A 23,993-nucleotide genomic window follows, 5' to 3' on the forward strand; every position below is an offset into this window, starting at 1 on the left:
TAATGGCCTAACGCCGCCGTCGTGCCCCGAACAGGGAGGTAAGAATGAGTTTGTTGGTACGGGCGCTGTCTGCGACGGCGATCTGCGTGGCGCTGACGGTCGGCGCATCAGCTCAGGACATTCAGGAGCGGACGATCAGGTGGGGCCACCTGAACAACACCGATCATCCCGTCAGCTTTGGTGTGCAGAAGTTCGCCGAGATCCTGCTGGCAAAGAGCGGGGGCAAGATGAAGGTCCGCGAGTTCGCGGCTTCACAGCTCGGCAACGAGTTGCAGCAGCAATCCGCGCTGCGCGGCGGCACCCAGGAGATGCTGTCGGCCTCGACGACATCACTCGCCACCGTCATTCCGGAATTCGGTCTTATCGATTTCCCGTTCCTGTTCAACACGACCGAGCAGGCCGATGCTCTCGCGACCGGCAAATTCGGCAACGCGATGATCGATACGCTGCCGTCGAAGGGGCTGATCGGCCTCGGATATTGGGGCCTGGGCTTTCGCAACGTCACGAATAGCACCCGCCCGATCACCAAGCTTGAGGACTTCAGCGGCCTCAAACTTCGTGTGATTCCGAACCCGGTCTATCTCGAAAGCTTCAGTGCCTTTAAGGCCAATCCGGTCCCGATGGCCTTCGGTGAGCTGTATTCGGCGCTGGAGACCCGCACCGTCGACGGCCAGGAGAATCCCTACACGGTCATTCTCTCGAACAAATTCTACGAAGTGCAGAAATACGTTTCCGCCACAAATCACACCTTCACCCTGAACATCATTCTGGTGAGCAAGGTCTTCTGGGACAAGCTGTCGCCGACCGAGCAGGGGCTGATGCGCGAAGCCTATGAAGAAAGCCGCGGCTACCAGAAGGAGCAGACGCGCCTTCAGACCGAAAAGGCTCTGACGGAGCTGCAGGCCAAGGGTATGCAGTACAACGCGATCGCCCCCGAAGAAACGGAGCGCATGCGGAAGGCAGCGCAACCGGTCGCGGACAAGATTTCAGCCAATCTTCGTCCCGAGACGGTGAAGCTCTTCAACGAAGAGGTCGAGCGCATCCGCAAGGACGTGAAGTAGTCGACTTCTTTCATCACGCAGACGGCGGAGCCGGCCAGTGGCCGGCTCACGCCCCTCATTTGCCCGGACGTCACGCATGGCGCGAGTTCTCGACCTCTATTGCACGTTCCTGAAAGCCGTCATTGCCGCGTGTCTCGCGGTCATGGTGGTCCTGGTCTTCGGCAATGTCGTCCTGCGTTACGGCTTCAACTCCGGAATCGCGATTTCCGAAGAGTTGTCGCGCTGGCTGCTGGTCTGGTTGACCTTTCTCGGCGCAATCGTCGCGCTTCGCGAGCACGCCCATCTCGGCGTCGACACCCTCGTCCGGATGCTGCCGGCCTCCGGCAAGCGCATCTGCTTCGTCATCAACTATTGCCTGATGCTGTTTGCCGACTGGCTGCTGCTTTCGGGAAGCTGGCGCCAGACCATCATCAACATCGACGACCGTGCGCCGGCCACCGGTTTTTCCATCGGGATATTCTATGCCGTCGGCGTGGTCTTTGGCGTGTCAGCCGCAATTATCCTTCTCTACGACCTGTACCGGGTGATCAGCGGGCAGGCGAGCGAGGAAGACATGGTGGCTGTCAGGGAATCGGAGGAGCAATGATGTCCTCCACCGCCATCACGCCTGTTCATTTTCTTCGCGTCACCTGGATCACGCCATGACGATCGCCGTCTTTACGTTCTCGCTGCTCGGCGCCATGGCGCTGGGCATGCCGATCGCCTTTGCGCTCCTCATCTGCGGCGTCGCCCTGATGAGCACGATCGACATGTTCGACGCGCAGATCGTGGCGCAGAACGTCATCAACGGCGCGGACAGCTTTCCGCTGATGGCCATTCCCTTCTTCATGCTCGCCGGCGAGATCATGAACAAGGGAGGGCTGGCCAAGCGCATCGTCAATGTCGCCCTTGTTGCGGTCGGGCATTTCCGGGGCGGTTTGGGCTACGTAACGATCATGGCGGCCTGTATCCTGTCGTCTTTGTCGGGGTCTGCAGCGGCCGATGCTGCCGCGCTCGCGGCGCTGCTGGTGCCGATGATGGTGGCAGCGGGACACAAGAAGTCCTACGCGGCTGGTCTCGTGGCTGCCGGTGGGGTCATCGGCCCCGTCATTCCGCCCAGCATCGGTTTCGTCATCTTCGGCGTCGCCGCCAACGTATCGATCTCCAAGCTGTTTCTCGCCGGCATCGTCCCCGGCCTCCTGCTTGGATTGGGCCTCTGCCTCGCCTGGTACTGGGTGGTGCGCAAGGAGAACCTGTCGCCGCCGCCGAGGGCCTCGCTGCGCGAAATCCTGCACGCCGTCACCGACGGGTTCTGGGCGCTCATGCTGCCCGGGATCATCATCGTGGGCTTGCGCTTCGGCATCTTCACGCCGACCGAGGCCGGCGTCGTCGTCGCCGTCTATTCGCTGTTCATTGCGACCTGCATCTATCGCGAGCTGAAATGGTCGGAGGTCTACGCGGTCCTGGTGTCGTCTGCCGTGACGACGAGCGTCGTCATGTTCCTCGTCGCCGCAGCGCTGGTGTCGTCCTGGCTCATCACGGTGTCCGAAATCTCCGCTCAGGTCGTCGATCTCCTGAAACCCTTCATGGGGAACAACACGCTCCTGATGCTGGCGATCATGGTGATCGTGGTAGTCGTGGGAACGGCGCTCGACATGACGCCGACGATCCTCATCCTCACGCCGATCCTGATGCCGGTCATCAAGGCGGCGCATATCGACCCCGTCTATTTCGGCGTGCTCTTCATCATCAACAATTCCATAGGCCTGATCACGCCACCGGTCGGCATCGTGCTCAACGTCGTCTGTGGCGTCTCCAAGATCAGCATGGAGGATATCATCAAGGGCGTCTGGCCCTTCATGATCGCGCAACTGATCGTCCTGTTCGCGATGGTGCTATTCCCGGGATTGGTGACGATCCCGGCAAAATGGTTTGGCGGCTAGTCGCTTAGCTTCTACAAAGGACAAGAGGGACAAAAATGGCCGCTAAAATCATGATCCTCAACGGACCCAATCTCAATTTCCTCGGCATCCGCGAGCCGCACATTTATGGCGCGACGACGCTTAGGGAGATCGAGGCGAGCTGCCAGGCGCTGGCCGATCAGCTCGGAGTTTCGATGTCGTTCCATCAATCGAACATGGAGGGCGAGCTCGTCAGCCTGATCCAGTCCGCCCATGGCGACGCGGACGCAATCATCATGAATCCCGCCGCCTATTCATTCACCTCGATCGCGCTGATCGATGCGCTGAAGATTTTCGAGGGCGTGAAGATCGAGGTGCACATCTCGAACATTCACGCGCGGGACGAGCTGCACCGCCACTCGATCACCTCGAGTGCCTGCACAGCGGTCATTTGCGGCCTGGGTCCTTACGGCTATCTTGCCGCGATCCTGGCTGCTGTCCAACGGCTTGGGCAATTGCCTCAGACCATCGCGCCGGCTCTGCACGGGCTTGCGGCCGGCGGCAAAGCGTAGGCAAGGAGGGCGGGATGCGCGGAAGGGGATTTCTTGCCATCTGGAGCGACGTCGAGGCTCACGATCTGATCGATTATCGGCACTGGCTGACGCGTGAGCACACGACCGAGCGCGTGACGACGAAGGGCTTCCTGGCATCCCGTGTATTCTGCGCGGCAAGGGACGACATCAACCGCTTCTTCATTCTGTATGAGCTGGAAACACCGGAGGTGCTCGACGGCGAGGCCTATCTGGCGCGTCTCAACGCACCGACGCCGTGGTCACAGCGCATCATGCCGAAGCTCGGCAATTTCATGCGAGGCGGGGGTGTCATGGTCGCGCGGGAAGGGCGCGGCGAGGGCGCGTCGATCGCGGCGCTCCGGATCGAGACGTTGCCGAAAGATCCCCAAAGTCTGGCTCAGGCGCTGGTTGGGTGTGACGGGGTTGCCGCCGTGCAGATCGGCGCGACCGACAAGGCGCGGACATCGGTGCCGACTGCCGAAAAGGGCATGCGGAAGAACGAGGGCTTTTTCGCGGGGCTTTTGCTGATCGAGGCACTCGACGTCGCGTCTTTGCAGGCTGCAATGCGGAAAGCGGCGGACATTGCCCCCGACGTCGTGACCGGGGCGAGCGAGCCGGAAGTTTATCAAAGTATGTTTGCGCTCGACGCCCGTATCGCGGATTTCGGCTGATGGCAGCGTTCTCGCTCGCCGCGCTGACCGTGCTCGAGCTTGCGCCGCCCGAGATGATCGAATTGGCGGCGCATTGCGGCTACGAAAAAGTCGGGCTCAGGCTATTGCCCGCCACGCCTGGCGGTGTTGCCTATCGCCTGATGGACGATGCGCCGCTCCTGCGGGAGACGCTTCGGCGGTTGGAGTTGACGGGGGTGACTGTCGCCGATCTCGAGGTCGTTGCGTTCGGACCGGAAACGGACGTCGCGTCGTTCACGCCCTTCTTCGAGGTGGGCGCGCGCCTCGCCGCCAAACACATCCTCGTCGCAGCCTACGATCCGGATCTGGCGCGGTTTTCGGATCGCTACCAGAAATTTTGTGAAGCGGCAGCGAACTATGGCCTGACTTCCGATCTCGAATTCATGCCCTGGACGAGCGTTCCGGACCTGAAGACCGCCATGCGCATCGTCGGCGGCATCGATCGTCCCGGTGCCGGCATTCTGGTCGATGCGCTGCATTTCGATCGGTCGCAGAGCTCGCTTGCGGACCTCCGCGCCATCCCGGCGCAACGCCTTCACTACTGGCAACTATGCGACGGCCCGGCCGAACGCCCGGCGACCACGGAGCAGCTCATCCATGCGGCTCGCGAGGAGCGGATGTTTCCGGGCGAGGGCGGAATAGACCTGATGGGACTGGCAAGCGCGATGCCGAATGACCTGACCATCAGCATCGAGGTTCCGACCGTTCAACTGGCAAAGAGCGTCGATGCCGCGTCGCGCGCGCGCCGGGCGTTGGCGGCGGGCAGAGCCGTCATGGAGCGGGCGCGCAGCCAGCATTGAGAATTTCGGGACGGGAAGGGGTGTGCGGGATGTCGCAAGCCGATCGCTCCTGGGATGTCGAGACCGATCTCCTGGTCGTCGGAGCGGGTGCCGCCGGCATGACGACATCGCTGGTGGCGGCCCTTGAAGGGCTCGACGTGATCCTTTGCGAGAAGTCGGATACGGTTGGCGGCACGACCGCGACCTCCGCCGGCACAGTCTGGATTCCGGGCAATCGGCAGGGACGGCTTGCAGGCGTGCCGGACTCGATCGAGGCGGCACGAGTCTATCTCGAAGCATTGCTCGGCGTGCACGCCGCGGACGCGCGCGTGGAGGCATTTCTCCAGGCGGGTCCCGTCATGCTCGACTATCTCGAGCAGAAGACGAGCGTCGTGTTTGCGGCGCCGCTGGTACACCCCGACTACAAGAATCTTCCCGGTGCAGCGATCGGCGGTCGTGCGCTCGGCTCCGTTGCGTTCGACGGCCGCAAGCTTGGCAAAGACTTCGATTGCGTCAGACCTCCGCGGCGAGAGTTCATGGTCCTCGGCGGCATGATGGTGGGAAAGGCGGACATCCCGGCGCTGTTGGCGCCGCTCCGGAACTGGACGAACTTCAGGCATGTCGTTGGTCTTGTCGGCCGGCACTTGCTCGATCGGCTTCGCTACAGGCGCGGAACGCGTCTGATCATGGGTAACGCTCTCGTCGCGAGGCTGTTTGACAGCCTCCGTCGTTCCGGCGTCCATCTGCGATACGAGACTGAGCTCAGCGAACTCATCCGCGATGGCGACGCAGTCGTTGGGGCGGTCTTGTCATCACCGGCCGGCGCATTGGCGATACGTGCCCGCAAAGGCGTGGTGTTGGCAACGGGGGGCATCGGCTGGAGCCGCGAACTTCGCGAAAGGCTTTTTCCGGAGGGCGCGCGCCGATTTTCACTCACGCCTTCGTCCAATACCGGGGACGGCATGCTCGCGGCCGAACGCGTCGACGCAGTCATCGAGCGCGATCTCGACAGCCCCGCTCTGTGGATGCCAAGCTCGGTCATGACGCAAGCGGACGGCCACGTTTCGGTGTTCCCGCACATCATGCTCGATCGTGCCAAGCCGGGACTGCTTGCCGTGAACAAGTCCGGCCGCCGTTTCGTGAATGAAGCCGACTCTTATCACGACTTCGTGGAAGCGATGTTGCGTTCGAACGCGTCTTCCTCGTTGGCGCCGCCGGCTTTTCTGATTTGCGATCGCGCCTTTATCGGGGCCTACGGCATTGGTCTCGTTCATCCCGGGACGAAGGATTTGGACAAGTTTCTGAGGGCCAGATATTTGGTGGCGGGCGAGACGATCGAAGCATTGGCCGAAGAAATCGGCATCGATAGCGGCGCGCTTGCTCAAGCCGTTGCGCGATACAATCGCTATGCCGACAGCGGGGTGGACCAGGATTTCGGCCGCGGTTCAAGCGAGTTGAACCGGTTCAATGGTGATCCCTCAGCCAAGCCAAATCCGTGCCTGCGGCGGATCGGTCCAGGGCCATTCTATGCCGTCGCGGTATGGCCGACGGATCTCGCCAGCAGTGCCGGCTTGTGCACGGATTCAACCGCGCGGGTTTTGTCTGGCGATGGGGCGGTCATACCCGGACTCTACGCCGTCGGTACGGATGCATCCTCGATCTTTCGAGGCACTTATCCGGGTCCGGGCACGATGATCGGACCTGCGATGGTATTCGGATGGTGCGCGGCGATGCATGCCGCGGGCGTTTTCGGCCAGGAAGAAGAAAGGTAACTGAAAGCTGCTCGTTCGCTACGACAGCTAGGAACTCTTGCGCACCATCGAGGCTTGAATCCGCGGGCCAGCATTGCCGCCAATTGCTGGTCTGCACGGCCCCGCCTCCAAGCCCCCCATACCCCCCAGGGTGGGGCCGTGCTTCATCGCAGGAGATGCAATGCCTGAGCCGACCGAGCAAGACATCAGAGACCGCGCGCACCGACTGTGGGAGCGAGCAGGCAAGCCGGAGGGCCGCGAGCAAGAATTTTGGCACGCGGCCGAGCAAGAGCTACGCAACGAAGACAAGTCAAACACCATGCGGACGCCGGATACGCTGTGACCGCCACGGGTGCCGTTCTGCTACGGAACAGAGCCTTCTAGAAAGACTTGGTTCTTAGAAAGACTTGGGCTTCTAGAAAGACTTGGGGTTCTGAGCAGCACGGGCAGCGAAGCGGGCCCGTTCGCACGACGGTGTTTGCGGTGGACGAGCAGAAAAAGATAGAGCACCAGATCGAACTCGCAACGCGAGCGGCGGCGCTTGTCAAAGACGAAACCACTATCCAGCGTTTCAGGAACTTCGCTGAGGAGCTGAAGCGGAAGCTGCTTCGCATGATGCGGCGCGGTCAGGTGCCAACGCGCGCGTACGAGCTCTGGGAGCAGGCGGGTCGCCCGGCCGATCGCGAAGTGGAATTTTGGCTCGAAGCGGAACAGCAGATCGAACAAGAGCGCGAACAGAGGAAGCTCTCGGGGCCCCCGGAGAAACGATAGCTGCTGGCGCTGCTGGTGCCCACATCGGCAGCGAGCAAGTCGCTGACTTTGTCCGCATTCCCCTGGACAGAGAAAAAGCCGCCGAGTTCTTCACCCTGGCGGCTTCGGAAGTCCGTAGCTGTTGATTGTCTCCTCAGCCTTGTGCGTACCGCCGTTACCTTGTTTGCGGCCATGCAAGATCATTATAGGCGAAGGCAATCGATTTCACTGTGACTTGAAGCACACATTGCAGAGCTGCCTCTTGCTCCGTCATTCCCTTACGCGCCGGCGGCGATCCCCAGGCGCCCGATGCCGGGAAGCTTCACCGCCGGGCGGCGGACGTCGAGGCCGAGCACCGCGCCGAGGAAATTGATCTCGACCCCTTCGACCCAACCGATGGTCATGCCGAAATAGCCCGACAGCGAGGCGTAGAGGCCGGTGCCGGACGCCGTGACGCCGGCCCAGCGTCCGCTGTAGGGAAAGTCCTTGCCGATCGCGGTCGGCGGCAGCACGGCGCGAAGCTCGGGAACGGCGTCCAGCGCTGCCTGTACGAAGGTGTTGGAATTCGGGCCCGGCCAGGCGCTGTAGTCGCCATAGGTGCGGAACTTGTAATTCTCGATGACGTCGCGAATCTTCGGAATCAGCGCTTCGGCCCGCGCGCCGTCGACCGCAACCACCGTCTCCGGCAGGGCGCCGAACCAGCGGCCGTCGGGCGCAAAGCCGTTGCTGCGAATCGGGTCGCCCCAGGCCGTGTAGTCGTACCGGCTGTAGGTGGCGGCACCCTTCTCCTTGACGACGATCCAGGTGTGGACGGCGAAAATGCTGCGCCAGCGCGCGGTGCGCGCGGCGAACACGCGGATCAGCGCGTCCGGATCGGCGGATGCGGGCGGCAGCAGGCCGGCGCTGGAGCGATCCGCCGTCTGCCAATTGCCGCGGCCGTCTCCGCGTAAATAATAGCGGCCGGCCGACACGCCGATCGGCACGAACATCAGCAGCAGGAAGAGAATCAAGACTTTCCTCAAGGGCAAACGGCGGTCAGGCGGGACGTTGCCACCAATATAGTTCGCAATGCACGCCGCGCCAGCGCCCTCCGGCTCTTGCATTCGGGAACTGCGGCCATATGTTGCGCAGATGAGGAAGCTGTCACTCGTCGAAGACCAGGCCATCCAGGCGCGCATCGCGTTCGTCGCGGGCGCCGAAACGTTCGATCGCCTCTTCGCCGGCATCCGGTTCGACGAAATCGACGGCAATCTGCTGTTTGCCGTTGCGCGCAACGAAGACTGTGCGGCCGAGATCGAGGACGAGTTCTCGCATCACCTTGCCGTGGTCGCGACGCAGATCCTGGCGCAGAGCGTCGACGTGGTCGTGGTGCTGCCGAAGGTCCTGCAATAGCTTTCTGCCCGCAGGCCGCTTGCCTTCGCCCTGTCTCTCCGCTTTTCAACGCAATTGCAAAATTGTAATGACGTCATTGGGCGCTCAGGCCCGAGATGCGTTATCGACGGAGCTCGACGGAGGGCTCGTCGACGCTCGCCTCCATTTGCGAAACAACATTGGATACAAATTGGCGCCCACCAAGAAAGCCCGGGCCACGACCGGCGCGATAAAGACAAAAAGCCGGAGCTCAAAGAGCCAGAGCTCAAAAAGCAAGGGCTCGAAGAGCCAAAGCTTAAAAAGTAGCGGCTTAAAAAATATCGGCTCAAAAAGCAGCGGCTTAAAAGCTGACGGCTCAAAAAGTGGCGGCTCAAAAAGCAAGAGCTCGGGAAGCAAGAGCTTGAAAAGCAAGAGCGCCTCGCGTTCCGCGGTCGCCTCCTCATCGCCGCTCGGTATGCTGGCGCTGCATCTGCTCGAGCAATGGGAAAAGTCCGGCCGCGACGGCCTCGTGTTCCTCTGCGACGACGAGAGCAGGGCGGAGCGGCTAGGCGGCGCGATCCACGCGCTCGATCCCTTGGTCGAAGTGCTGGTGTTTCCGCGCCTGAACACGCTGCCCTTCGACGGCCTCGAGCCGTCCCGCGAGATCGCGGGCCGGCGCAGCGCGGTGCTGCGGCGCCTCGCCAAGGCCAAGAAGCCGGTCTTCCTGGTGTCCACCGCGGAAGCCATCATGGAACGGCTGCCGCTGCCGGCGAGCTGGTCGCGGTCGAGCCTCACGCTGAAGGTGGGCGCGCCCTATTCGGGGCCCGAGCTGGAGAGCCGGCTGGAAGCGCTCGGCTACGATCTCGACGAAGAGGCGGAGTATCCTGGGGGCGTCCTGTTCCACGGCAAGACGTTCGAAGTATTTCCCGCCGGCGCACTTGCGCCCTTCAGGATCGAGCATTCCGGCGAGACGATCCGCAAGATCGTCGCCGTCGATCCGGTCGAGCACGAGGTCGTCTACGAGACCAAGGAATTGACCATCGACCCCATGTCCGAACGGATCGCGCTGGGAGCTACGCGCGGACAGCGGGCGACGCTGCCGGATTATTGCGGTCGCGCGCGATGGATCGTGGATGCCGGGGTGTCGGCCCATGCCGATAGCTGGCTCGGCACGATCGAGGAGGCCGCCGGCCGCAGAGATGCGGAGCGCGAATATCTGGGGCAGGCGGACTGGAAGCGGCTGAAGAAGAGCTTCAGCGTGCTGCCGCGCAAGGCCGCCTTCATCTCGACGCCGGAGTTCTCGAAGCTCGCCGCGCCGCGCAAGGCACTTCGCGCTTTCGTCGCCGACATGCAGCGCGGTGGATCGCGGCTGCTGTTCGTCGCGGCGGTCGAGGATGACCTTCGCGCGATGGAGCGCATGAGCGGCATCAAGGCGGAGCGCCTTGCCGATTGGAGCGAGGTGTCGAAGGGACGGAGCCGCGAAGGCGCGCTGCTGGCCGATTTCGACGCGGGGTTCATTGGCGCGGGCCGCAAGCCGCTTGTCGTCGTGACCGCGTCCGACGTGCTCGGCAGCCGGGCCCATCATCCGCAGCCGATGGCGCGCTCGTGGAATCCGGCGTTCGATCATCCTGACGTGCCCGAGAAGGGCGCCGCCATCGTCCATCTGCAACGCGGGCTCGCCGTGCTCGACGGCTTGCAGACCCTCGACATGGGACGGGGATCGCGGCGCGAGATGGTCCGGCTCGCCTTTGCGGGCGACAATGCCGTGCTGGTGCCGCCGTCCGATCTTGCCGTGATCTGGCCGTATGCCGGCGAGCCCGGCAAGCTGACGCTGGACAAGGCGGACGGCAGCAGTTGGTGGGCGCGGCGCACCGAGGCGGAGGCGGAAATTCAGGTCGCCGCCAAGGTGCTCGCCAAACACATCAGCCAGCGCCGCCGCCGCCGTGCACCCAAACTGGTGCCGCCGGGGGCGAACTACGAAAAATTCGTCGCGCGTTTCCCCTATTTCACGACGGTCGATCAGGCCAAGGCGATTCAGGACGTCCTCGACGATCTGGCGTCGGGCCATCCCATGGACAGGGTGATCTGCGGCGACGTCGGATTCGGCAAGACCGAGGTGGCGCTGCGCGCAGCGGCCGCGGTGGCGCTGTCGGGCAAGCAGGTGGCGATTGCGGCTCCGACGACCGTGCTGGCACGGCAGCATGTCGAAACCTTCCGCAAACGTTTCGGCCCGCTCGGGATCGAGGTGGGAAGCCTGTCGCGGGCCAGTTCAGGCCCGGAGACGCGGGAGACGAAGGAAGGGCTGCGGCGTGGCAGGCTGAAAGTCGTGGTCGGCACGCAGGCTCTCGCGGCAAAGGACGTGAAGTTCGCCGATCTTGGCCTCGTCATCATCGACGAAGAGCAGCATTTCGGCGCGGCGGAGAAGACGAAGCTTTCAGGACTGGCAAAGGGTGCTCATTCGCTCTGGATGAGCGCCACGCCGATCCCGCGCACGCTCGCTGCGGGTCTTGCCGGCTTCAGGGATCTCAGCGTGATCGCCTCGCCGCCGGTTCATCGCCTTCCCATCGTGACCAGGATCGCGCCGCTTTCGGAAGCCGCCATTGCCGCGGCGCTGCTGCGCGAGCGCAGGCGGAACGGGCAGAGCTTCCTGATCTGTCCGCGCATCCAGGATCTGGAGCCGATGCTGGCGCGGGTGCAATCGGTGGCGCCGGAGCTGCGCATCGTCTGTCTGCACGGCAGATTGCCCGTCGAGGAGATCGACGACCGGATGATGAGTTTTGTCGACGGCGAAGCGGATGTGCTGCTGGCGACCAATATCGTGGAAAGCGGCCTCGACATACCGCGCGCCAACACCATCGTGGTGTGCTGGCCCGAAAAGTTCGGCCTGGCACAGCTGCATCAGCTCAGGGGGCGGGTGGGACGCGGCGGCACGCGCGCGTTTGCCCATCTGCTAACGGAATCGACTTCGCAACAGTCCGAGAAGCGTCTGGCGGTGCTGGAGGAGTTCAGCAAGCCGGGTGCCGGCTTTGCGATCAGCGAGCGCGACCTCGACCTCAGGGGCGCCGGCGATCTGTTCTCGGAACAGCAGTCCGGGCACGTCCAGGTGTTCGGACCCGTGCTCTACAGTCATCTTCTGAAGCTGGCCTCCGAGCGCGGGAGCGACACCGGCGCCGATCTGTGGGTCCCCGATCTCAATATGCCGCTGGCCGACATGCTGCCTGAAGGCTACGTGCAATCGGAAGCGGTCCGGCTCGAGATCTATGGCCGCGCAGCCCGGTGCCGCGGCGACGACGATCTGGAAGATCTGGAGGAGGAGATCTCGCGCCGTTTCGGCAGACTGCCGCCGGAGGCTCGCGACTTCTTCGCATCCGCCAGACTCCGGATCGATTGCAAGCGGCGCGGCATCGTCAGGCTCGATGTCGGGCCCGAGGCCGTCGCCGCGACGTTCCTGCCGGGGCGGCTGCCGAAATCCAGGGCGAAGTCGAAAGCGGGATCGCTCCAGCGCGACGGCGACCGCGTCGTCTATTCCGGTCGCCGCGACCAGGACCCGTTCAGCCGCGTCGAGGAATTCCTCGAACTCCTCGACGCCTAGGGATTATTCGGTCTGCTCGACGGTCGCCGGCATTTTCGCCACCGACATCAGCGAGCGGGCAACCTGGTTGAGGAGCTGGTCGGCGTTCTCCTCCTCGGCGAGCGATTTCGACAGCAGGCTGACGATGGCACTGTGCCGAAGTTGCTGGGCGAGGTTGCGCGCCGTGCTATAGCCCGCGATCTCGTAATGCTCGACGCGTTGTGCCGCGCCGATCAGGGCGAGGTCGGCCGCCGCGTCCTCCTTGTCCTCGCCCTCGGCCATGATCTCCTGGCCCTCCTCGACGAGGCCCATCATCCCCTTGCAGGGCTTGGCGCGGGCGGATTTGCCGAGCATTTCGAAGCATTCGTTGATGCGCTCGACCTGCGCTTCGGTCTCCGCGAGGTGGTGCTCGAACAGCTCGCGCAACTGGTCGAAGCGGGCAGCCGCCGCCATCTTGGGGAGCGCCTTGGTCAACTGCTTCTCGGCATGCAGGATATCGCGCAGCTCGTTGATAAGCAGATCACCGAGACCAGCTTCGTCCGCCGGCGGCGAGCTCTCCGTTACGATGGCGGTGGCCGGACCCGGTTCGCCCGCCTGGATCGCCGGCGAGTCCGTGAAGACCCAGTCGCCGCCCTCGTTCCACGGTCCGCGCGTGTCGATCTCGCCATGGTCGCCTGCGCCGGTGGAATCGTTGAAGAACTGGTCGACGAGGCCGGGCGTCGGGGCGAGGCGGCCGATGCTGAACGTCGGCTTGCCCATGCTTTCGAGCGCCAGCGCGAACGCCTTCATGTGCGTGATCTCGCGGGTCATCAGGAATTGCAGCGCGTCCTTGCTGCCGGCGTCATCGCAGAAATTGATCAGCCGCTCGTAGACGATCTTGGCCCGCGCCTCCGCGGCGATGTTGCTGCGCAGATCGACGTCGAGCTCGCCGGTGATCTTCAGATAGTCGGCGGTCCAGGCATTTCCCTGGGAGTTGAAGAGATTGACCCCACCGCCGCCCGCGATGGCGATCAGGGGATCGGCTTCGGCTGCCTGGCGGTCGAACTTCGACGGCTTGAGATGCATCCTCGCCAGCGTGCCGACCACTTCCAGATGGCTGAGCTCCTCGGTGCCGATGTCCATCAGCAGGTCCTTGCGATCGGGATCTTCGCAGTTCAACCCCTGTATCGAGTACTGCATGGCGGCGGCAAGTTCGCCATTGGCGCCGCCGAACTGCTCAAGCAGCATGTTGCCAAAGCGGGGATCCGGCTCGTCCACCCGAACGGTGAACATCAGCTTCTTGACGTGGTGATACATGGGGGGACTTTCGGGTTCGAAGGACAGGAGAAGAAGATGCTTTGCGAACGGGCGGCTTCAAGGTTCGTTCCTATCGAGACGATCTGCGCCGGTGGTGTCAGGCGCAGATCGTTCGATGTCGTTGACCGGACAGGATTGCGCGCGCTTTCTCAGCGCTGATCCGGACGCTTGGCGGGCGGCCCGCTCTTGTTGCCCGGTGCGCCCTGAATATTCGACGGGTCCTGCGATTGCACGGCGGGGTTGCCGGTGGCGTTCGTCGAACTCGATCCGACGGTTTCACCGGGCTTGGCGGCCGGACCGTTCTTGTTGCCGGGCTGTCCGGCAATGCCGGCCCCTGAATTCTGCGCGCTCGGCGCGGACGATACGTCAGGCTTGCTGGACTGCGCCCAGGCTGCTGCGGGCAGCGCAAGGGCAGCGAGGATAACGGCACCTGTGAACTTCATCTCGGTGTCCTCCGACTGATGCCCCGTCTACTCGAACGCCCCCGACCTGCGTGCGTTCCTGTTGGCGTCAGCTCGAAGCGTCGGCTCGCCCCATCATGGCGAACTATCCGGGCAGCGGCGCCTCCACGACGTCCAGCAGCGCTCCGACGCCTTGTCGCAGGCGGCGCGTGGCGACGGTCTCGGTAGCGAGACCGAACACCACGAGGGATCGCCCGGTCATTGCATAAGCGTGCCCGAACTCGAACGCGGGCATCTGCCCTTCGGGTTGATTGGTGTCGATCAACCCGAGCCAGTTGCGGCCCTCGGCGACGGCCGGCAAGGTGAAATTCACGACGTCGTAATGGGCGTTGTAGATCAGCATCATGGTCGCATCCGAGCCGCGGCGCTTGATCCCGGTCTCCTGCGCGCGGCCGTCGAGCAGCAGGGCGAAGCATTTGGCGTTGCCGTCCTGCCACTGCTCCGTCGTCATTTCCTCTCCGGACGGCGCGAGCCACGTCACGTCCTTGACGTCCAGCTCCTCGTTGTGGGAACCGACCAGGAAGCGGCTGCGGTAGAGAATGGGAAATGCCTTGCGCGTGGCGATCAGTTTGCGCGTGAATTCGCGCAGGCTGCGGCCGTTCGCGGTGATGCCCATCCAGCCGAGCCAGGCGGTCTCGTTGTCCTGGGCATAGGCATTGTTGTTGCCGTTCTGAGTATGTCCGAATTCGTCGCCGGCAAGCAGCATCGGTGTGCCGTGGGACAACAGCATGGTCGCCAGCAGATTGCGCTTCTGGCGCTCGCGTAGCGCCGTGATTTCCGGATCGTCCGTCGGCCCCTCGGCGCCGCAGTTCCAGGAATGATTGTTGCTGTGGCCGTCGCGATTGTCCTCGCCATTCGCCTCGTTGTGCTTGTCGTTGTACGAGACGAGATCGTTGAGATTGAAGCCGTCATGGGCCGTGACGAAGTTGACGCTGGCCCACGGCCGGCGCCCGCGCCTGTTGAAGAGATCGCCGGATCCCGACACGCGCTTGGCGAAGTCCGCGATCGATCCTTCTTCGCCCTTCCAGAAGGCGCGCACGGTGTCCCTGAACTTGTCGTTCCACTCCGCCCATCCCGGCGGAAACTGACCGACCTGGTAGCCGCCCGGACCGATGTCCCAGGGTTCGGCGATCAGCTTGACGCTGGAGAGCACGGGGTCCTGGCGGCAGGCATCGAGGAAGCCGCCGCCTTCGTCGAAACCGTAGGGCTCTCGTGCCAGGATGGTGGCGAGGTCGAAGCGGAAGCCGTCGACCCGCATCTCGGTCGCCCAGTAGCGCAGGGAGTCCGCGACCAGTTGAAGCACGCGCGGGTGTGACAGGTTCACAGTGTTCCCGGTGCCGGTGTCGTTGATGTAGTAGCGCGGCGTGTCCGGCAGCAGGCGGTAATAGCTGGCGTTGTCGATGCCCTTGAAAGACAGGGTCGGGCCGAGCTCGTTCCCTTCCGCGGTGTGATTGTAGACGACGTCGAGGATGACCTCGATCCCATGGGCGTGGAACTGGTTGACCATGGCCTTGAATTCGTTCGCCAGCGGCGTCTTGAGGTAACGCGGCTCCGGCGCGAAGAATGCGAGGGAGTTGTAGCCCCAGTAATTGCGCAATCCCTTCTCGACCAGATAGCTGTCGTCGATGAAGGCATGGATCGGCAACAGCTCCGCACTGGTGATGCCGAGCGATCGCAGGTAGGCCGGAACCTCCGCATGCGCGAGGCCGGAGAACGTGCCCCGGTCTGCGTCGGGCACCAGCGGATGCAGCTGGGTAAAACCCCGGACGTGCATCTCGTAGACGATCGTCCGCTCCCACGGCACTTCCGGCTTGCGCGCGGCGCCCCAGGTGAAGGCCGGGTCGATGACGCGGCATTTCTGCATCAAGGGCGCGCTGTCGCGTTCGTCGTAGGAGAGATCCTTGTCGGCATGGTCGAGCTGGTAGCCGAACAGTTCCGGTCCCCAGCGCAACCGGCCGACCAGTTGCTTGGCGTAGGGATCGAGCACGAGCTTGTTGGGATTGAAGCGGTGTCCCGCGTCGGGGTCGTAGGGGCCATGGACGCGGTAGCCGTAGACGGTACCGGGACGGGCTGCGGGCAAATAGCCGTGCCAGACTTCGTCGGTATATTCGGGGAGCTCTATCCGCTCCAATTCAGTCTCACCGTTATCGTCGAACAGGCAGAGTTCGACCTTGGTGGCATGGGCCGAAAACAGTGCGAAATTGACGCCAAGCCCGTCCCAGGTGGCGCCGAGCGGAAACGGCTTGCCCTCGGTGATCCGGGAGCGGCGCAGGCTCGAGGCCGCCCGCGTCAGAGCGTCGTCCGAATGTATTTGTTGATCCATCGTTGCCCCCGAATAGCCCTTCAAGAAACTGGTTCAGTCGCCGTTGTTTCGACTGTCGCCTGCTCGCCGACGGCCGCCGCGGCGATCACGGTGCCAGGAGGAACATCGTCCGGCTTGGGCAGTGTGGTTGCCCTTTGCTGCGCCGCCTCCTTGCTGATCGCCGCAATCGAGTTGCCGATCCGGTCGACGATGCTGGTCAGCTTCGAATCCGACAGCCCAAGACGCTTTCTGACGAGCCGCACTTGAGTACGGTCGGCCAGGTCGAGTTTGTTGCGGATCGGCTGTGGCTTCGAGCGGCGCATGGCGAAAACTCCTGTGTAGAGTTGCAACCGTCCCTCAGGCGATTCCGTTCCTTGCTTGTCTTGCGGTTGCCCGCCTGGATCGAAGATTTGTAAGATGGCTGCGTACGACCTGGCCGACTGTGTCCAACTGAAGGCCTGCGCCATGGCAGCGCGGCGCATGTGATCGAGGCGGTCCTTCTCGATCACGAGATCGACCCCCTTCTGGTGCACCAGGGGGGACATCATCGTGCGGCTTGGCCTAGAGGCGTGATGGGACGGCGAGGAACGCTTCCGACGGCTTTCCGTTAGCGCAGCAAATTCCTGGAGCCGCTCCATGACCGAATATCCAAAGCCGCCGTTTCCTCCGCAGCAGCAATCGATGCCCGGTTCGACGCGCGCGATGAATCCTCGACCGGATCACGGCGAGGAAAGTTACAAGGGCGCGGCGCGCCTGGCCGGGAAAAAGGCGATCATCACCGGCGGCGACAGCGGCATCGGCCGCGCGGTCGCGATCGCCTATGCCCGGGAAGGCGCGGACATCGTCATCGCCTATTTGAACGAGGACGAGGATGCCGCCGAGGTCAAGGCGCTGGTGGAGCGCGAGGGACGCAAGATCGTCCTGATCCCCGGCGACATCCGCAATCCCGATCATTGCCGCGCGATCGTTCGGCGCACCGTCGAGGAGCTCGGCGGGATAGACATCCTTGTCAACAACGCGGCCCATCAGGCCACGTTCAAGGACCTCGCTGACATCAGCGACGAGGAATGGCAGCGGACGTTCGAGACCAACATCCACGCCATGTTCTATCTCACCAAGGCTGCGATCCCCCACATGCGCCCGGGAGCGGCGATCATCAACACCGCGTCGGTGAATTCCGACATGCCGAATCCGACCCTGCTGGCTTATGCCACAACCAAGGGTGCCATTCAGAACTTTACCGGTGGGCTCGCCCAGATGCTGGCGACGAAGGGCATTCGGGCCAACGCGGTCGCCCCGGGTCCGATCTGGACGCCGCTCATTCCGTCGACCATGCCGGAAGACACCGTCAAGAATTTCGGCAAGCAGGTGCCGATGCAGCGGGCCGGGCAGCCGGCCGAGCTCGCGACCGCCTATGTCATGCTTGCCGATCCGCTCTCGAGCTACACATCAGGAGCGACCCTGGCGGTCACGGGTGGGAAACCGTTCATCTGACTGAAGACTCATCTGCGCGCCATGAGAACGGTGTTGGCAGCCTTCGCTTCGTTCAAATTGATCGTGAGGAAGCGCACGATGTCGTCGTGCCCAAGTTCCTCCGCCCAGGCGATCAACGTGCCGTAGCGACACTCGTAATGCTCCACGAACTGGAACGCCGCACGGCCGCGGCTGTTCCATTTCCGTGCGCAGATCAGGAGAACCGAATGAGTGATGCAGCAGATCATCTCGCGAACCTGCTCGGACGGGCGGCGATGGACGTGTGGGGCGACATGCCTCGCGACATCCAGGAAGCGCTGTTCGAGACCGCCATGAAGGGACGGGCTGCTGAGCGGGAAGAGCTCGCGCGACTGCTGCATGAGCGGCATCCCCGTACGCTTCATCCGGCGCGGCCGGGCTGACGCGGCGGCGGGAACGATCGCGCGAGAAGCCGATTTGGTAAATGGGCGATGCGCTGCGAACGGCTTTGGAAGAAACCCGCGGACCGTGTCGTTCAACTTGAGTCGAATCTGTGGATCGATTGACGTGACTGAGATGATCATCGGAAAATGGTACGACCCGATCTCGCAGCGATGGATCGTGCCTCGCGAGGCCCGTCCGGTGGCGGCCTATTCGCAGTCCGGCGCGGACAAGGGGCTGGACAGCCGCAAATCGGGCGAGGCGGAACGGATCTGGGACCTGTTGGTCGATTGCTGCGCAAATGGTTCAAGTGGTTGATGCCAGGCCGATCGCCACCTTCGCCCCAATGCGAGGGCCTGGCCGGATTTGTTCACATGTGAACAGAAGTGCCGGCAGGGATTGATCTGGTGGGCCCGAGCCGGAGATTGAGCGTTCAGCCTGCCCGGCGTCAGTTGCGGTACCAACTCGCCAGATTCCACGTCGTGACGTCCCACCCTGACATGTCGACCATGAGGTTGTTGACACCTGCATTGACGATGTTGCGGGATAGAAGCGGCAGAAACACGTTGGCCTCGCAAAAAGTTTCGTCGACCTTGATCAGCAGTGCGGCGCGCTTGACCGGATCAAGCTCGTTCTGGGCCGCCTTGTAGGCCTTGTCAGCCTGGGGATCGGACCAGCGCGAGACGTTGCGGCCCAGCCATTTGTTTTCCTTGTTGGAGATCTCCCAGGAGACGCACTGGTTCAGGAACCGCTCCGGGTCGGGCTGCGGCTGCGTGGTGTTGTACATCTCCATGTCGGCATAGAACTTCGAGTAGGTGTCGGGGTTGCCGACGTCCGACGAGAAGAACACCGAAGGGGTGACCGACTTGAGCTCGATCTCGATGCCCGCCTTCTGGCAGGCCTGCTTGATGATGGCCTGCGTCTTCTGGCGCGGCGCATTGGTCGAGGTCTGGAAGACGAATTTCAGCTTCTTGCCGTCTTTCTCGCGGATGCCGTCCGCGCCTTTGGCCCAGCCGGCTTCATCGAGGACCTTGTTGGCCTTGTCGACGTCGAACTCGTATTTCAGCTTGGCTGACTTGAACTGTTTGGGTGCGTTGACGAAGCTCGCGGTGGCGACGCCGCCGCGCCCGTAAATGAACTTCTGGATCGACTCGCGGTCGATCAGCAGGTTGATCGCCCGGCGAACGGCGGGATCGGACAGCGTCGGGTGCTTCGTCTTGGTGCTCGAACGCTCGCCGTCAACTTCGGTCCACGGGTCCGTCGTGTTGAGGATGATGAACTCGACGTTGCCGGAGGGCGTGACGTCGAGCTTGCCCTTCCCGCTTGCCTCCATGCGCTTGAGGACCTCCTCCTCCACCTGCATGTTCCAGGCGTAGTCGTATTCGCCGGTCTGGAGCACGGCGCGCGCCGCGGAGACCGCATCGCCGCCGCCCTTGATTTCGAGCGTGTCGAAATGTGGCTGGTTCTTGACGTGATAGTCGGGATTGCGTTCGGCCCTGATCAGGTCGCCGGGCTTGAACTCGACGAATTTGTAGGGACCGGTGCCGACCGGCTTCAGGTTGCCGGGCGCCTCGCGCGACTTGGCGCCGGCATAGTCGCCGAAATGGTGCTTGGGCAGGATCGGACCGACCGAGCCGACGAAGGGGTCGGCCCAGAACGGCGTCGGGCTCTTGAAGATAACCTTGACGGTGTGGTCGTCGATCTTCTCGACCGTGATGTCCTTGTAGGATCCCGTGGTGTACGCCGCTGTGGCGAGATCCGAGGCGTATTGCCAAGTGAAAACGACGTCGTCGGCGGTGAAGGGCTTGCCGTCATGCCATCTCACGCCCTGCTTCAGTTTCCAGGTAACGCTCAGGCCGTCCGGCGAAAGGCCGCCGTTCTGCTTGGATGGAGCCTCGGCGGCGAGGCAGGGGAACAGGTTGCCGTCCTTGTCCCAGCCGGCGAGCGGCTCGAAGAACACGCGCGAGGCGATCTGGTCCTTGGTGCCCAGCGCGAAATGCGGATTGAGCAGCGTAGGAGCCTGCCAGAGCAGGATCTTGAGCGGGCCACCGCCGCCGGCCTTGGTGGGCTTGTAGGGCAGCGTGGCGTCCGCCATCGCCACGTCGTTCCAGAGCAGGATCTGGCTGGCAACCGGCGCTGCGATCCCGATGGCAGCCATCGTCTTCATGAACGAGCGTCGCGACAGCGTGCCCTGCTTCACCTCCGCGATGGACTTGCGGATTTCGTTTTCGTTCATCGGTTGAGCTCCACCTGCACATTGCCACCGGCCAAAGCCCATCATGTTTCATCAGGGCCGGGGCGGCAATGCCGGCAAGAGAGCAAAGTCCTGCGGCGAAATGACGAGGGTGGAGATGGGCAGTTTCTGCCGGGACAGATTTGCCGGCGTGACGAACCTGCCATCAGGAATTAGCGATAAGCCCTTGATGGCAATAACGCTCTCATCTGGCATGCTCGTTGCACGCAGAACGTGCGTTTGCAATGGAGTGGAGTTTGGTATGAGCGTCAGCAGTATGAGCAGTATCGGTGGTGGAAGCGCGGCGGGTTCGCCTTGGACCACCGGGCAGGCGAAATCGGCCGATTCACAAGATGGAGTCTCGATGTTCGCGTCCCTGCTGAACGATGGCACACCCTACGACGAGGTCAAGGTGAGCTTGCCGAACGGCATGTCGATCGGCATCGTCCACTTCGGCGGCGGTGGCTTCGACAGCAGCGCCCTCAAATCCATCGAGGATTTCGTGCAGAGGCTTGCGAGCTGGCAGATTTCAGGAACCTCGACATCCGGCGCTGATCAAGCCCAGAATGCCGATCAAGCGCAGAATAACGACACGCCCGACACTATGGGGCTCGACAAGGTCCATGTCGATCTTCCGAATGGAATCTCGTTCGAGGTGCTGCATTCCTCCGGCGGTCATGCAACGGACAGTGCCGCCGTCATGAAAGAGCTCACCGAGGCGGCCGAGGAACTCGCCGAATCCCTGTCGCACTACTCACCGGCGTCGGCCGCAGCGTCCGCCTATGCCGCGCAGGCAGTGTCATCCGGCCGCAACGGCCAAGTGGACGCTAGGAGCTGAGTGCGAATAGCGGTAACTGGACCGCCGCCTGAGAGACCTAGGCGGCGATCCGGTGCGAGCTCAGGTGAACTTGGGGAAGTTCTAAGGCCGCGCCGGAACGCTAACCCGGTCGCCGCGGGCACATCAAGTATCGCGATGTTGCTCCAGCCGGAGATTGATTGCAGCCGCCAGGAAATTGCCACACATGCTCCCTCCGAGAGCCGACATGCATCAGCGCCCGTTCGCAAGGGCCAGCGCGGCATCCACTGCATTCTCCAGAATCTCCTCCGACAATTGCCTGTCGCTCACCGCGCGCGACAATTGCAGCGCGCCGACCATGGTGGCGTAGACCGAAATCGCGCGTTGCCGACGCTCCGCAGCCGAGCCATCCGGCATCCGCGCGGCCATCAGCGCGATGAGATCGGCCGTCTTTCCGGTAAAGGTGTCGCGCGTCGCCTTCGGATGCCGCGCGATCTCGGAAACCAACGCTGCGGTCGGGCAACCAGTCGCCGCGCGGTCGCGATGCCTGGGGGAGAGATAGTCGCGGATCGTGGTCTCGAGCGCGACGCCGTTTGCGAGATTGTCCTTGTGCCTCTGCTCGCGCCGCTCCAGCGCCTCACACAGCACCGCGCGCACCAGATCCTCCTTGGAGGCGAAATGCGTATAGAAGGCGCCGTTGGTCAGGCCGGCCTCCGCCATGATGCCGGCGAGGCCGACCGCGGCGATGCCGCTCTCCCGAAACTGCGACGAGGCGACGTCGATGATGTGCCGCCGTGTGGTGTCCCTGTGTCCCTTGTCGTACCGCGCCAATTCCGCCTCCTCGCGACCTGGCCATCGCCCGGCCACAAGATCGTGAGGCGTGGCCTATTGCATTACGATCATAATAATACATTATGGGTGTAATGCAATAGGCGGCCGTCCGGCGGTCCGTGACGTACAGGATCAAACCCATGTCAGTCGAGGATGCCGCCGCGCCGGCTTTGTCAGCCACGCAAGCCGTGGCCCGCACCGCGGCTCCGCTCCGCCGGGCGTTCGCGCCCGTCCCAAGCGCCGCGGCAACAGAGAGCGCCGCGGCAACAGAAGGCGCCGCCGAGCAGAAGCGTGTCGCGCTCCTGATGGCGCCGATCCTGCCGACGCTGCTCAAACTCGCCCTGCCGACCGTGACGGTCCTGGTGGCGCAAACCGCGGTCAACATCGCGGAAGCCTATTATGTCGGCTTCCTCGGCACCGATGCGCTCGCCGGCGCCGCGCTGGTGTTCCCGATCTTCATGCTGATGACCATGATGTCGAATGGCGGCTTCGGTAGCGGCGTTGCCTCCTCGGTTGCGCGCGCGGTCGGTGCCGGCCGACGCGACGACGCCGAGGCCGCGTTGTTTCACGCCGTGGTGCTCGCGATCATTGCCGGCGGCGTGTTCACGCTCGGCGTCATCGTCGGCGGACCGCATCTGTATCGCGCCCTCGGCGGCGCGGGCGATGCGCTCGCAGCTGCCACCGCCTATTCCAACTACCTCTTTGCCGGCGCCATCCCGGTGTGGATCGTCAATCTTCAGGCCGCGGCGTTGCGCGGCGCCGGCAACGTCAAGGTGCCCGCGCTGGTGACGCTGGTCGGCGCGATCGTGACCATTCCGGTCTCGCCGGCTCTGATCTTCGGGTTCGGGCCGATCCCGCGGCTCGGCATCGGCGGCGCCGGCATCGCCTTCGGCCTCTATTATGGCGCGGCGATGCTGTTCCTGCTCCGCTACATGTTGTCGGGCAAGTCCGGTCTGCGACTGCACATCGTGCCCTTGCGCGCAAAAATCTTCGGCGACATGCTGAAGGTCGGCATCCCCACCGCCTTCAACGCGGTGCTGACCAATCTCACCGTCATCCTCGTCACCGGCGCGGTCGGCCTGTTCGGCACCTCGGCGCTTGCCGGCTACGGCATCGCCTCGCGACTCGACTACATCATGATCCCGCTGCTGTTCGGCATCAGCACGGCGACGCTGACCATGGTCGGCGTCAACATGGGCGCGGGGCAAACGGCGCGGGCGCGGAAAATCGGCTGGGTCAGCGGCATCGTCGGCATGATCATGACCGGCGCGATCGGCCTGTTGGTGGCGATCTTCCCGACCTCGTGGCTGAACCTGTTCAGCCACGATCCCGAGGTCGTGAGCGAAGGCGCGACTTACCTGCGCATCGTCGCACCTGCTTATGCAGCGCTTGGCTTCGGCTTCGTCACGTCCTTTGCCGTGCAAGGCACCGGCCGCGCCATGGGGCCGCTCGCAGGCGCGCTCATGCGGATCCTGATTGCGGCCGGCGGCGGCTGGATCGCGGTGGCGAGCTTTGGGGCGGGAATGGCGGGACTGGCCACGATGGTCACGGTGTCGCTTGCCGCCTATGCCGCGATCTGCGCCCTGATCATGCTGTCGCCGGCGACGTGGCGCTTGGAGTAAACCGGCATCACTGCAGGCCGGTAACGCCAACCGCCAGCGCCGCGAGCAGCAGCAAATTGCTCAGCAATTTGAGCGGCGTGTGTGGGAGCGCCAGCCAACGCGAGACTTTTTCGGAGAACGACAGCGCCGGGTCGGCGAACAGCGGTTCAAAGCTGT

23 protein-coding genes and 1 pseudogene are annotated in these 23,993 nt (G+C 63.5%); 16 read left to right on the plus strand and 8 right to left on the minus strand.

All coding sequences use genetic code 11. The features are described 5' to 3' along the window. The first annotated feature begins 44 nt into the window (after positions 1-44). From IVB27_RS18315 to IVB27_RS43290, 9 genes are all read left to right on the plus strand, one after another. Positions 45-1,061: a TRAP transporter substrate-binding protein gene (locus IVB27_RS18315; protein ID WP_247444751.1), complete on the plus strand. Its 1,017-nt coding sequence runs from the start codon at positions 45-47 to the stop codon at positions 1,059-1,061. Between the two features lie 76 nt (positions 1,062-1,137). Next, entirely contained in the window at positions 1,138-1,647 is a 510-nt protein-coding gene (locus IVB27_RS18320; RefSeq protein ID WP_247348456.1) for a TRAP transporter small permease, read from the plus strand. Positions 1,648-1,702: 55 nt separating this feature from the next. Continuing rightward, positions 1,703-2,983, plus strand: a complete 1,281-nt coding sequence (locus tag IVB27_RS18325) for a TRAP transporter large permease (RefSeq protein WP_247444752.1) — start codon at positions 1,703-1,705, stop codon at positions 2,981-2,983. Positions 2,984-3,018: 35 nt separating this feature from the next. Beyond that, the gene (locus tag IVB27_RS18330; protein ID WP_247444753.1) at positions 3,019-3,513 is read left to right on the plus strand and encodes a type II 3-dehydroquinate dehydratase; all 495 of its coding nucleotides are present in this window, start codon (positions 3,019-3,021) and stop codon (positions 3,511-3,513) included. Positions 3,514-3,527: 14 nt separating this feature from the next. Further along, entirely contained in the window at positions 3,528-4,184 is a 657-nt protein-coding gene (locus IVB27_RS18335) for a hypothetical protein (protein ID WP_247444754.1), read from the plus strand. Beyond that, positions 4,184-5,002, plus strand: a complete 819-nt coding sequence (locus tag IVB27_RS18340; RefSeq protein WP_247444755.1) for a sugar phosphate isomerase/epimerase family protein — start codon at positions 4,184-4,186, stop codon at positions 5,000-5,002. Before IVB27_RS18335 ends, IVB27_RS18340 begins: the two co-directional genes overlap by 1 nt. A gap of 29 nt (positions 5,003-5,031) precedes the next feature. Further along, the gene (locus IVB27_RS18345; RefSeq protein ID WP_247444756.1) at positions 5,032-6,753 is read left to right on the plus strand and encodes an FAD-dependent oxidoreductase; all 1,722 of its coding nucleotides are present in this window, start codon (positions 5,032-5,034) and stop codon (positions 6,751-6,753) included. Between the two features lie 160 nt (positions 6,754-6,913). Further along, positions 6,914-7,075 carry a DUF2934 domain-containing protein gene (locus tag IVB27_RS18350; protein ID WP_247348444.1) on the plus strand — a complete coding sequence of 54 codons (162 nt, stop codon included), beginning with the start codon at positions 6,914-6,916 and terminating at the stop codon, positions 7,073-7,075. A 140-nt stretch (positions 7,076-7,215) separates the two neighbouring features. After that, positions 7,216-7,503, plus strand: coding sequence for a DUF2934 domain-containing protein (locus IVB27_RS43290; RefSeq protein ID WP_247444757.1), 288 nt, complete (start codon positions 7,216-7,218; stop codon positions 7,501-7,503). Between the two features lie 257 nt (positions 7,504-7,760). On the opposite strand, the gene IVB27_RS18360 is transcribed toward IVB27_RS43290, so the two are convergent. Further along, positions 7,761-8,492 carry a DUF3750 domain-containing protein gene (locus tag IVB27_RS18360; protein ID WP_247444758.1) on the minus strand — a complete coding sequence of 244 codons (732 nt, stop codon included), beginning with the start codon at positions 8,490-8,492 and terminating at the stop codon, positions 7,761-7,763. 121 nt (positions 8,493-8,613) lie between these two features. On the opposite strand from IVB27_RS18360, the gene IVB27_RS18365 reads away from it, so the two are divergent. Next, complete coding sequence (locus IVB27_RS18365) at positions 8,614-8,874, plus strand: hypothetical protein (protein WP_247348440.1); 261 nt, start codon at positions 8,614-8,616, stop codon at positions 8,872-8,874. A gap of 433 nt (positions 8,875-9,307) precedes the next feature. Continuing rightward, the gene (locus IVB27_RS18370; RefSeq protein WP_247444808.1) at positions 9,308-12,424 is read left to right on the plus strand and encodes a DEAD/DEAH box helicase; all 3,117 of its coding nucleotides are present in this window, start codon (positions 9,308-9,310) and stop codon (positions 12,422-12,424) included. Positions 12,425-12,427: 3 nt separating this feature from the next. Here the strand turns inward: IVB27_RS18370 and IVB27_RS18375 are convergent, their stop codons facing one another. From IVB27_RS18375 to IVB27_RS18390, 4 genes are all read right to left on the minus strand, one after another. Continuing rightward, positions 12,428-13,699 (minus strand): DUF892 family protein, encoded by a 1,272-nt coding sequence (locus tag IVB27_RS18375; RefSeq protein WP_247444759.1) that lies wholly within the window; start codon positions 13,697-13,699, stop codon positions 12,428-12,430. 149 nt (positions 13,700-13,848) lie between these two features. Next, positions 13,849-14,142 carry a hypothetical protein gene (locus IVB27_RS18380; RefSeq protein WP_247348503.1) on the minus strand — a complete coding sequence of 98 codons (294 nt, stop codon included), beginning with the start codon at positions 14,140-14,142 and terminating at the stop codon, positions 13,849-13,851. Positions 14,143-14,245: 103 nt separating this feature from the next. Next, positions 14,246-16,483, minus strand: a complete 2,238-nt coding sequence (gene glgX / locus IVB27_RS18385) for a glycogen debranching protein GlgX (protein ID WP_247444760.1) — start codon at positions 16,481-16,483, stop codon at positions 14,246-14,248. Between the two features lie 20 nt (positions 16,484-16,503). Further along, positions 16,504-16,785, minus strand: coding sequence for a DUF3606 domain-containing protein (locus IVB27_RS18390; protein ID WP_247444809.1), 282 nt, complete (start codon positions 16,783-16,785; stop codon positions 16,504-16,506). Between the two features lie 313 nt (positions 16,786-17,098). On the opposite strand from IVB27_RS18390, the gene IVB27_RS18395 reads away from it, so the two are divergent. Continuing rightward, positions 17,099-17,956 (plus strand): SDR family oxidoreductase, encoded by an 858-nt coding sequence (locus IVB27_RS18395; protein ID WP_247444761.1) that lies wholly within the window; start codon positions 17,099-17,101, stop codon positions 17,954-17,956. Positions 17,957-17,964: 8 nt separating this feature from the next. Here the strand turns inward: IVB27_RS18395 and IVB27_RS18400 are convergent. Continuing rightward, positions 17,965-18,108, minus strand: a pseudogene (locus IVB27_RS18400) (DUF892 family protein); the annotation flags it as partial. 54 nt (positions 18,109-18,162) lie between these two features. On the opposite strand from IVB27_RS18400, the gene IVB27_RS18405 reads away from it, so the two are divergent. Next, a complete protein-coding gene (locus IVB27_RS18405) occupies positions 18,163-18,357 on the plus strand; it encodes a hypothetical protein (protein WP_247348427.1) in 195 nt (64 codons plus the stop codon). Continuing rightward, complete coding sequence (locus IVB27_RS18410; protein WP_247444762.1) at positions 18,314-18,673, plus strand: hypothetical protein; 360 nt, start codon at positions 18,314-18,316, stop codon at positions 18,671-18,673. Before IVB27_RS18405 ends, IVB27_RS18410 begins: the two co-directional genes overlap by 44 nt. Positions 18,674-18,803: 130 nt before the next feature. Here the strand turns inward: IVB27_RS18410 and IVB27_RS18415 are convergent, their stop codons facing one another. Then, positions 18,804-20,591 carry a peptide ABC transporter substrate-binding protein gene (locus tag IVB27_RS18415; RefSeq protein WP_247444763.1) on the minus strand — a complete coding sequence of 596 codons (1,788 nt, stop codon included), beginning with the start codon at positions 20,589-20,591 and terminating at the stop codon, positions 18,804-18,806. 43 nt (positions 20,592-20,634) lie between these two features. On the opposite strand from IVB27_RS18415, the gene IVB27_RS18420 reads away from it, so the two are divergent. Then, positions 20,635-21,426: a hypothetical protein gene (locus IVB27_RS18420; RefSeq protein ID WP_247444764.1), complete on the plus strand. Its 792-nt coding sequence runs from the start codon at positions 20,635-20,637 to the stop codon at positions 21,424-21,426. Between the two features lie 210 nt (positions 21,427-21,636). Here the strand turns inward: IVB27_RS18420 and IVB27_RS18425 are convergent, their stop codons facing one another. After that, positions 21,637-22,215: a TetR family transcriptional regulator gene (locus IVB27_RS18425; protein WP_247444765.1), complete on the minus strand. Its 579-nt coding sequence runs from the start codon at positions 22,213-22,215 to the stop codon at positions 21,637-21,639. Between the two features lie 140 nt (positions 22,216-22,355). On the opposite strand from IVB27_RS18425, the gene IVB27_RS18430 reads away from it, so the two are divergent. Continuing rightward, positions 22,356-23,837, plus strand: coding sequence for an MATE family efflux transporter (locus tag IVB27_RS18430; RefSeq protein WP_247444766.1), 1,482 nt, complete (start codon positions 22,356-22,358; stop codon positions 23,835-23,837). The last annotated feature ends 156 nt before the right edge of the window (positions 23,838-23,993 follow it).

The organism is Bradyrhizobium sp. 197, from assembly GCF_023073375.1.
GTDB lineage: Bacteria > Pseudomonadota > Alphaproteobacteria > Rhizobiales > Xanthobacteraceae > Bradyrhizobium.

Excerpts from the sequence above, each read along its gene's own strand:
- IVB27_RS18420 (WP_247444764.1), top strand. The coding sequence starts at position 20,635 with ATGTTTCATCAGGGCCGGGGCGGCAATGCCGGCAAGAGAGCAAAGTCC.
- IVB27_RS18430 (WP_247444766.1), top strand. The coding sequence starts at position 22,356 with ATGTCAGTCGAGGATGCCGCCGCGCCGGCTTTGTCAGCCACGCAAGCC.
- IVB27_RS18320 (WP_247348456.1), top strand. The coding sequence starts at position 1,138 with ATGGCGCGAGTTCTCGACCTCTATTGCACGTTCCTGAAAGCCGTCATT.
- IVB27_RS18345 (WP_247444756.1), top strand. The coding sequence starts at position 5,032 with ATGTCGCAAGCCGATCGCTCCTGGGATGTCGAGACCGATCTCCTGGTC.
- IVB27_RS18415 (WP_247444763.1), bottom strand. The coding sequence starts at position 20,591 with ATGAACGAAAACGAAATCCGCAAGTCCATCGCGGAGGTGAAGCAGGGC.
- IVB27_RS18330 (WP_247444753.1), top strand. The coding sequence starts at position 3,019 with ATGGCCGCTAAAATCATGATCCTCAACGGACCCAATCTCAATTTCCTC.
- IVB27_RS18340 (WP_247444755.1), top strand. The coding sequence starts at position 4,184 with ATGGCAGCGTTCTCGCTCGCCGCGCTGACCGTGCTCGAGCTTGCGCCG.
- IVB27_RS18325 (WP_247444752.1), top strand. The coding sequence starts at position 1,703 with ATGACGATCGCCGTCTTTACGTTCTCGCTGCTCGGCGCCATGGCGCTG.
- IVB27_RS18405 (WP_247348427.1), top strand. The coding sequence starts at position 18,163 with ATGAGTGATGCAGCAGATCATCTCGCGAACCTGCTCGGACGGGCGGCG.
- IVB27_RS18410 (WP_247444762.1), top strand. The coding sequence starts at position 18,314 with ATGAGCGGCATCCCCGTACGCTTCATCCGGCGCGGCCGGGCTGACGCG.
- IVB27_RS18335 (WP_247444754.1), top strand. The coding sequence starts at position 3,528 with ATGCGCGGAAGGGGATTTCTTGCCATCTGGAGCGACGTCGAGGCTCAC.
- IVB27_RS18380 (WP_247348503.1), bottom strand. The coding sequence starts at position 14,142 with ATGAAGTTCACAGGTGCCGTTATCCTCGCTGCCCTTGCGCTGCCCGCA.
- IVB27_RS18395 (WP_247444761.1), top strand. The coding sequence starts at position 17,099 with ATGACCGAATATCCAAAGCCGCCGTTTCCTCCGCAGCAGCAATCGATG.
- IVB27_RS18350 (WP_247348444.1), top strand. The coding sequence starts at position 6,914 with ATGCCTGAGCCGACCGAGCAAGACATCAGAGACCGCGCGCACCGACTG.
- IVB27_RS18375 (WP_247444759.1), bottom strand. The coding sequence starts at position 13,699 with ATGTATCACCACGTCAAGAAGCTGATGTTCACCGTTCGGGTGGACGAG.
- glgX (WP_247444760.1), bottom strand. The coding sequence starts at position 16,483 with ATGGATCAACAAATACATTCGGACGACGCTCTGACGCGGGCGGCCTCG.
- IVB27_RS18390 (WP_247444809.1), bottom strand. The coding sequence starts at position 16,785 with ATGCGCCGCTCGAAGCCACAGCCGATCCGCAACAAACTCGACCTGGCC.
- IVB27_RS18315 (WP_247444751.1), top strand. The coding sequence starts at position 45 with ATGAGTTTGTTGGTACGGGCGCTGTCTGCGACGGCGATCTGCGTGGCG.
- IVB27_RS18365 (WP_247348440.1), top strand. The coding sequence starts at position 8,614 with ATGAGGAAGCTGTCACTCGTCGAAGACCAGGCCATCCAGGCGCGCATC.
- IVB27_RS18370 (WP_247444808.1), top strand. The coding sequence starts at position 9,308 with ATGCTGGCGCTGCATCTGCTCGAGCAATGGGAAAAGTCCGGCCGCGAC.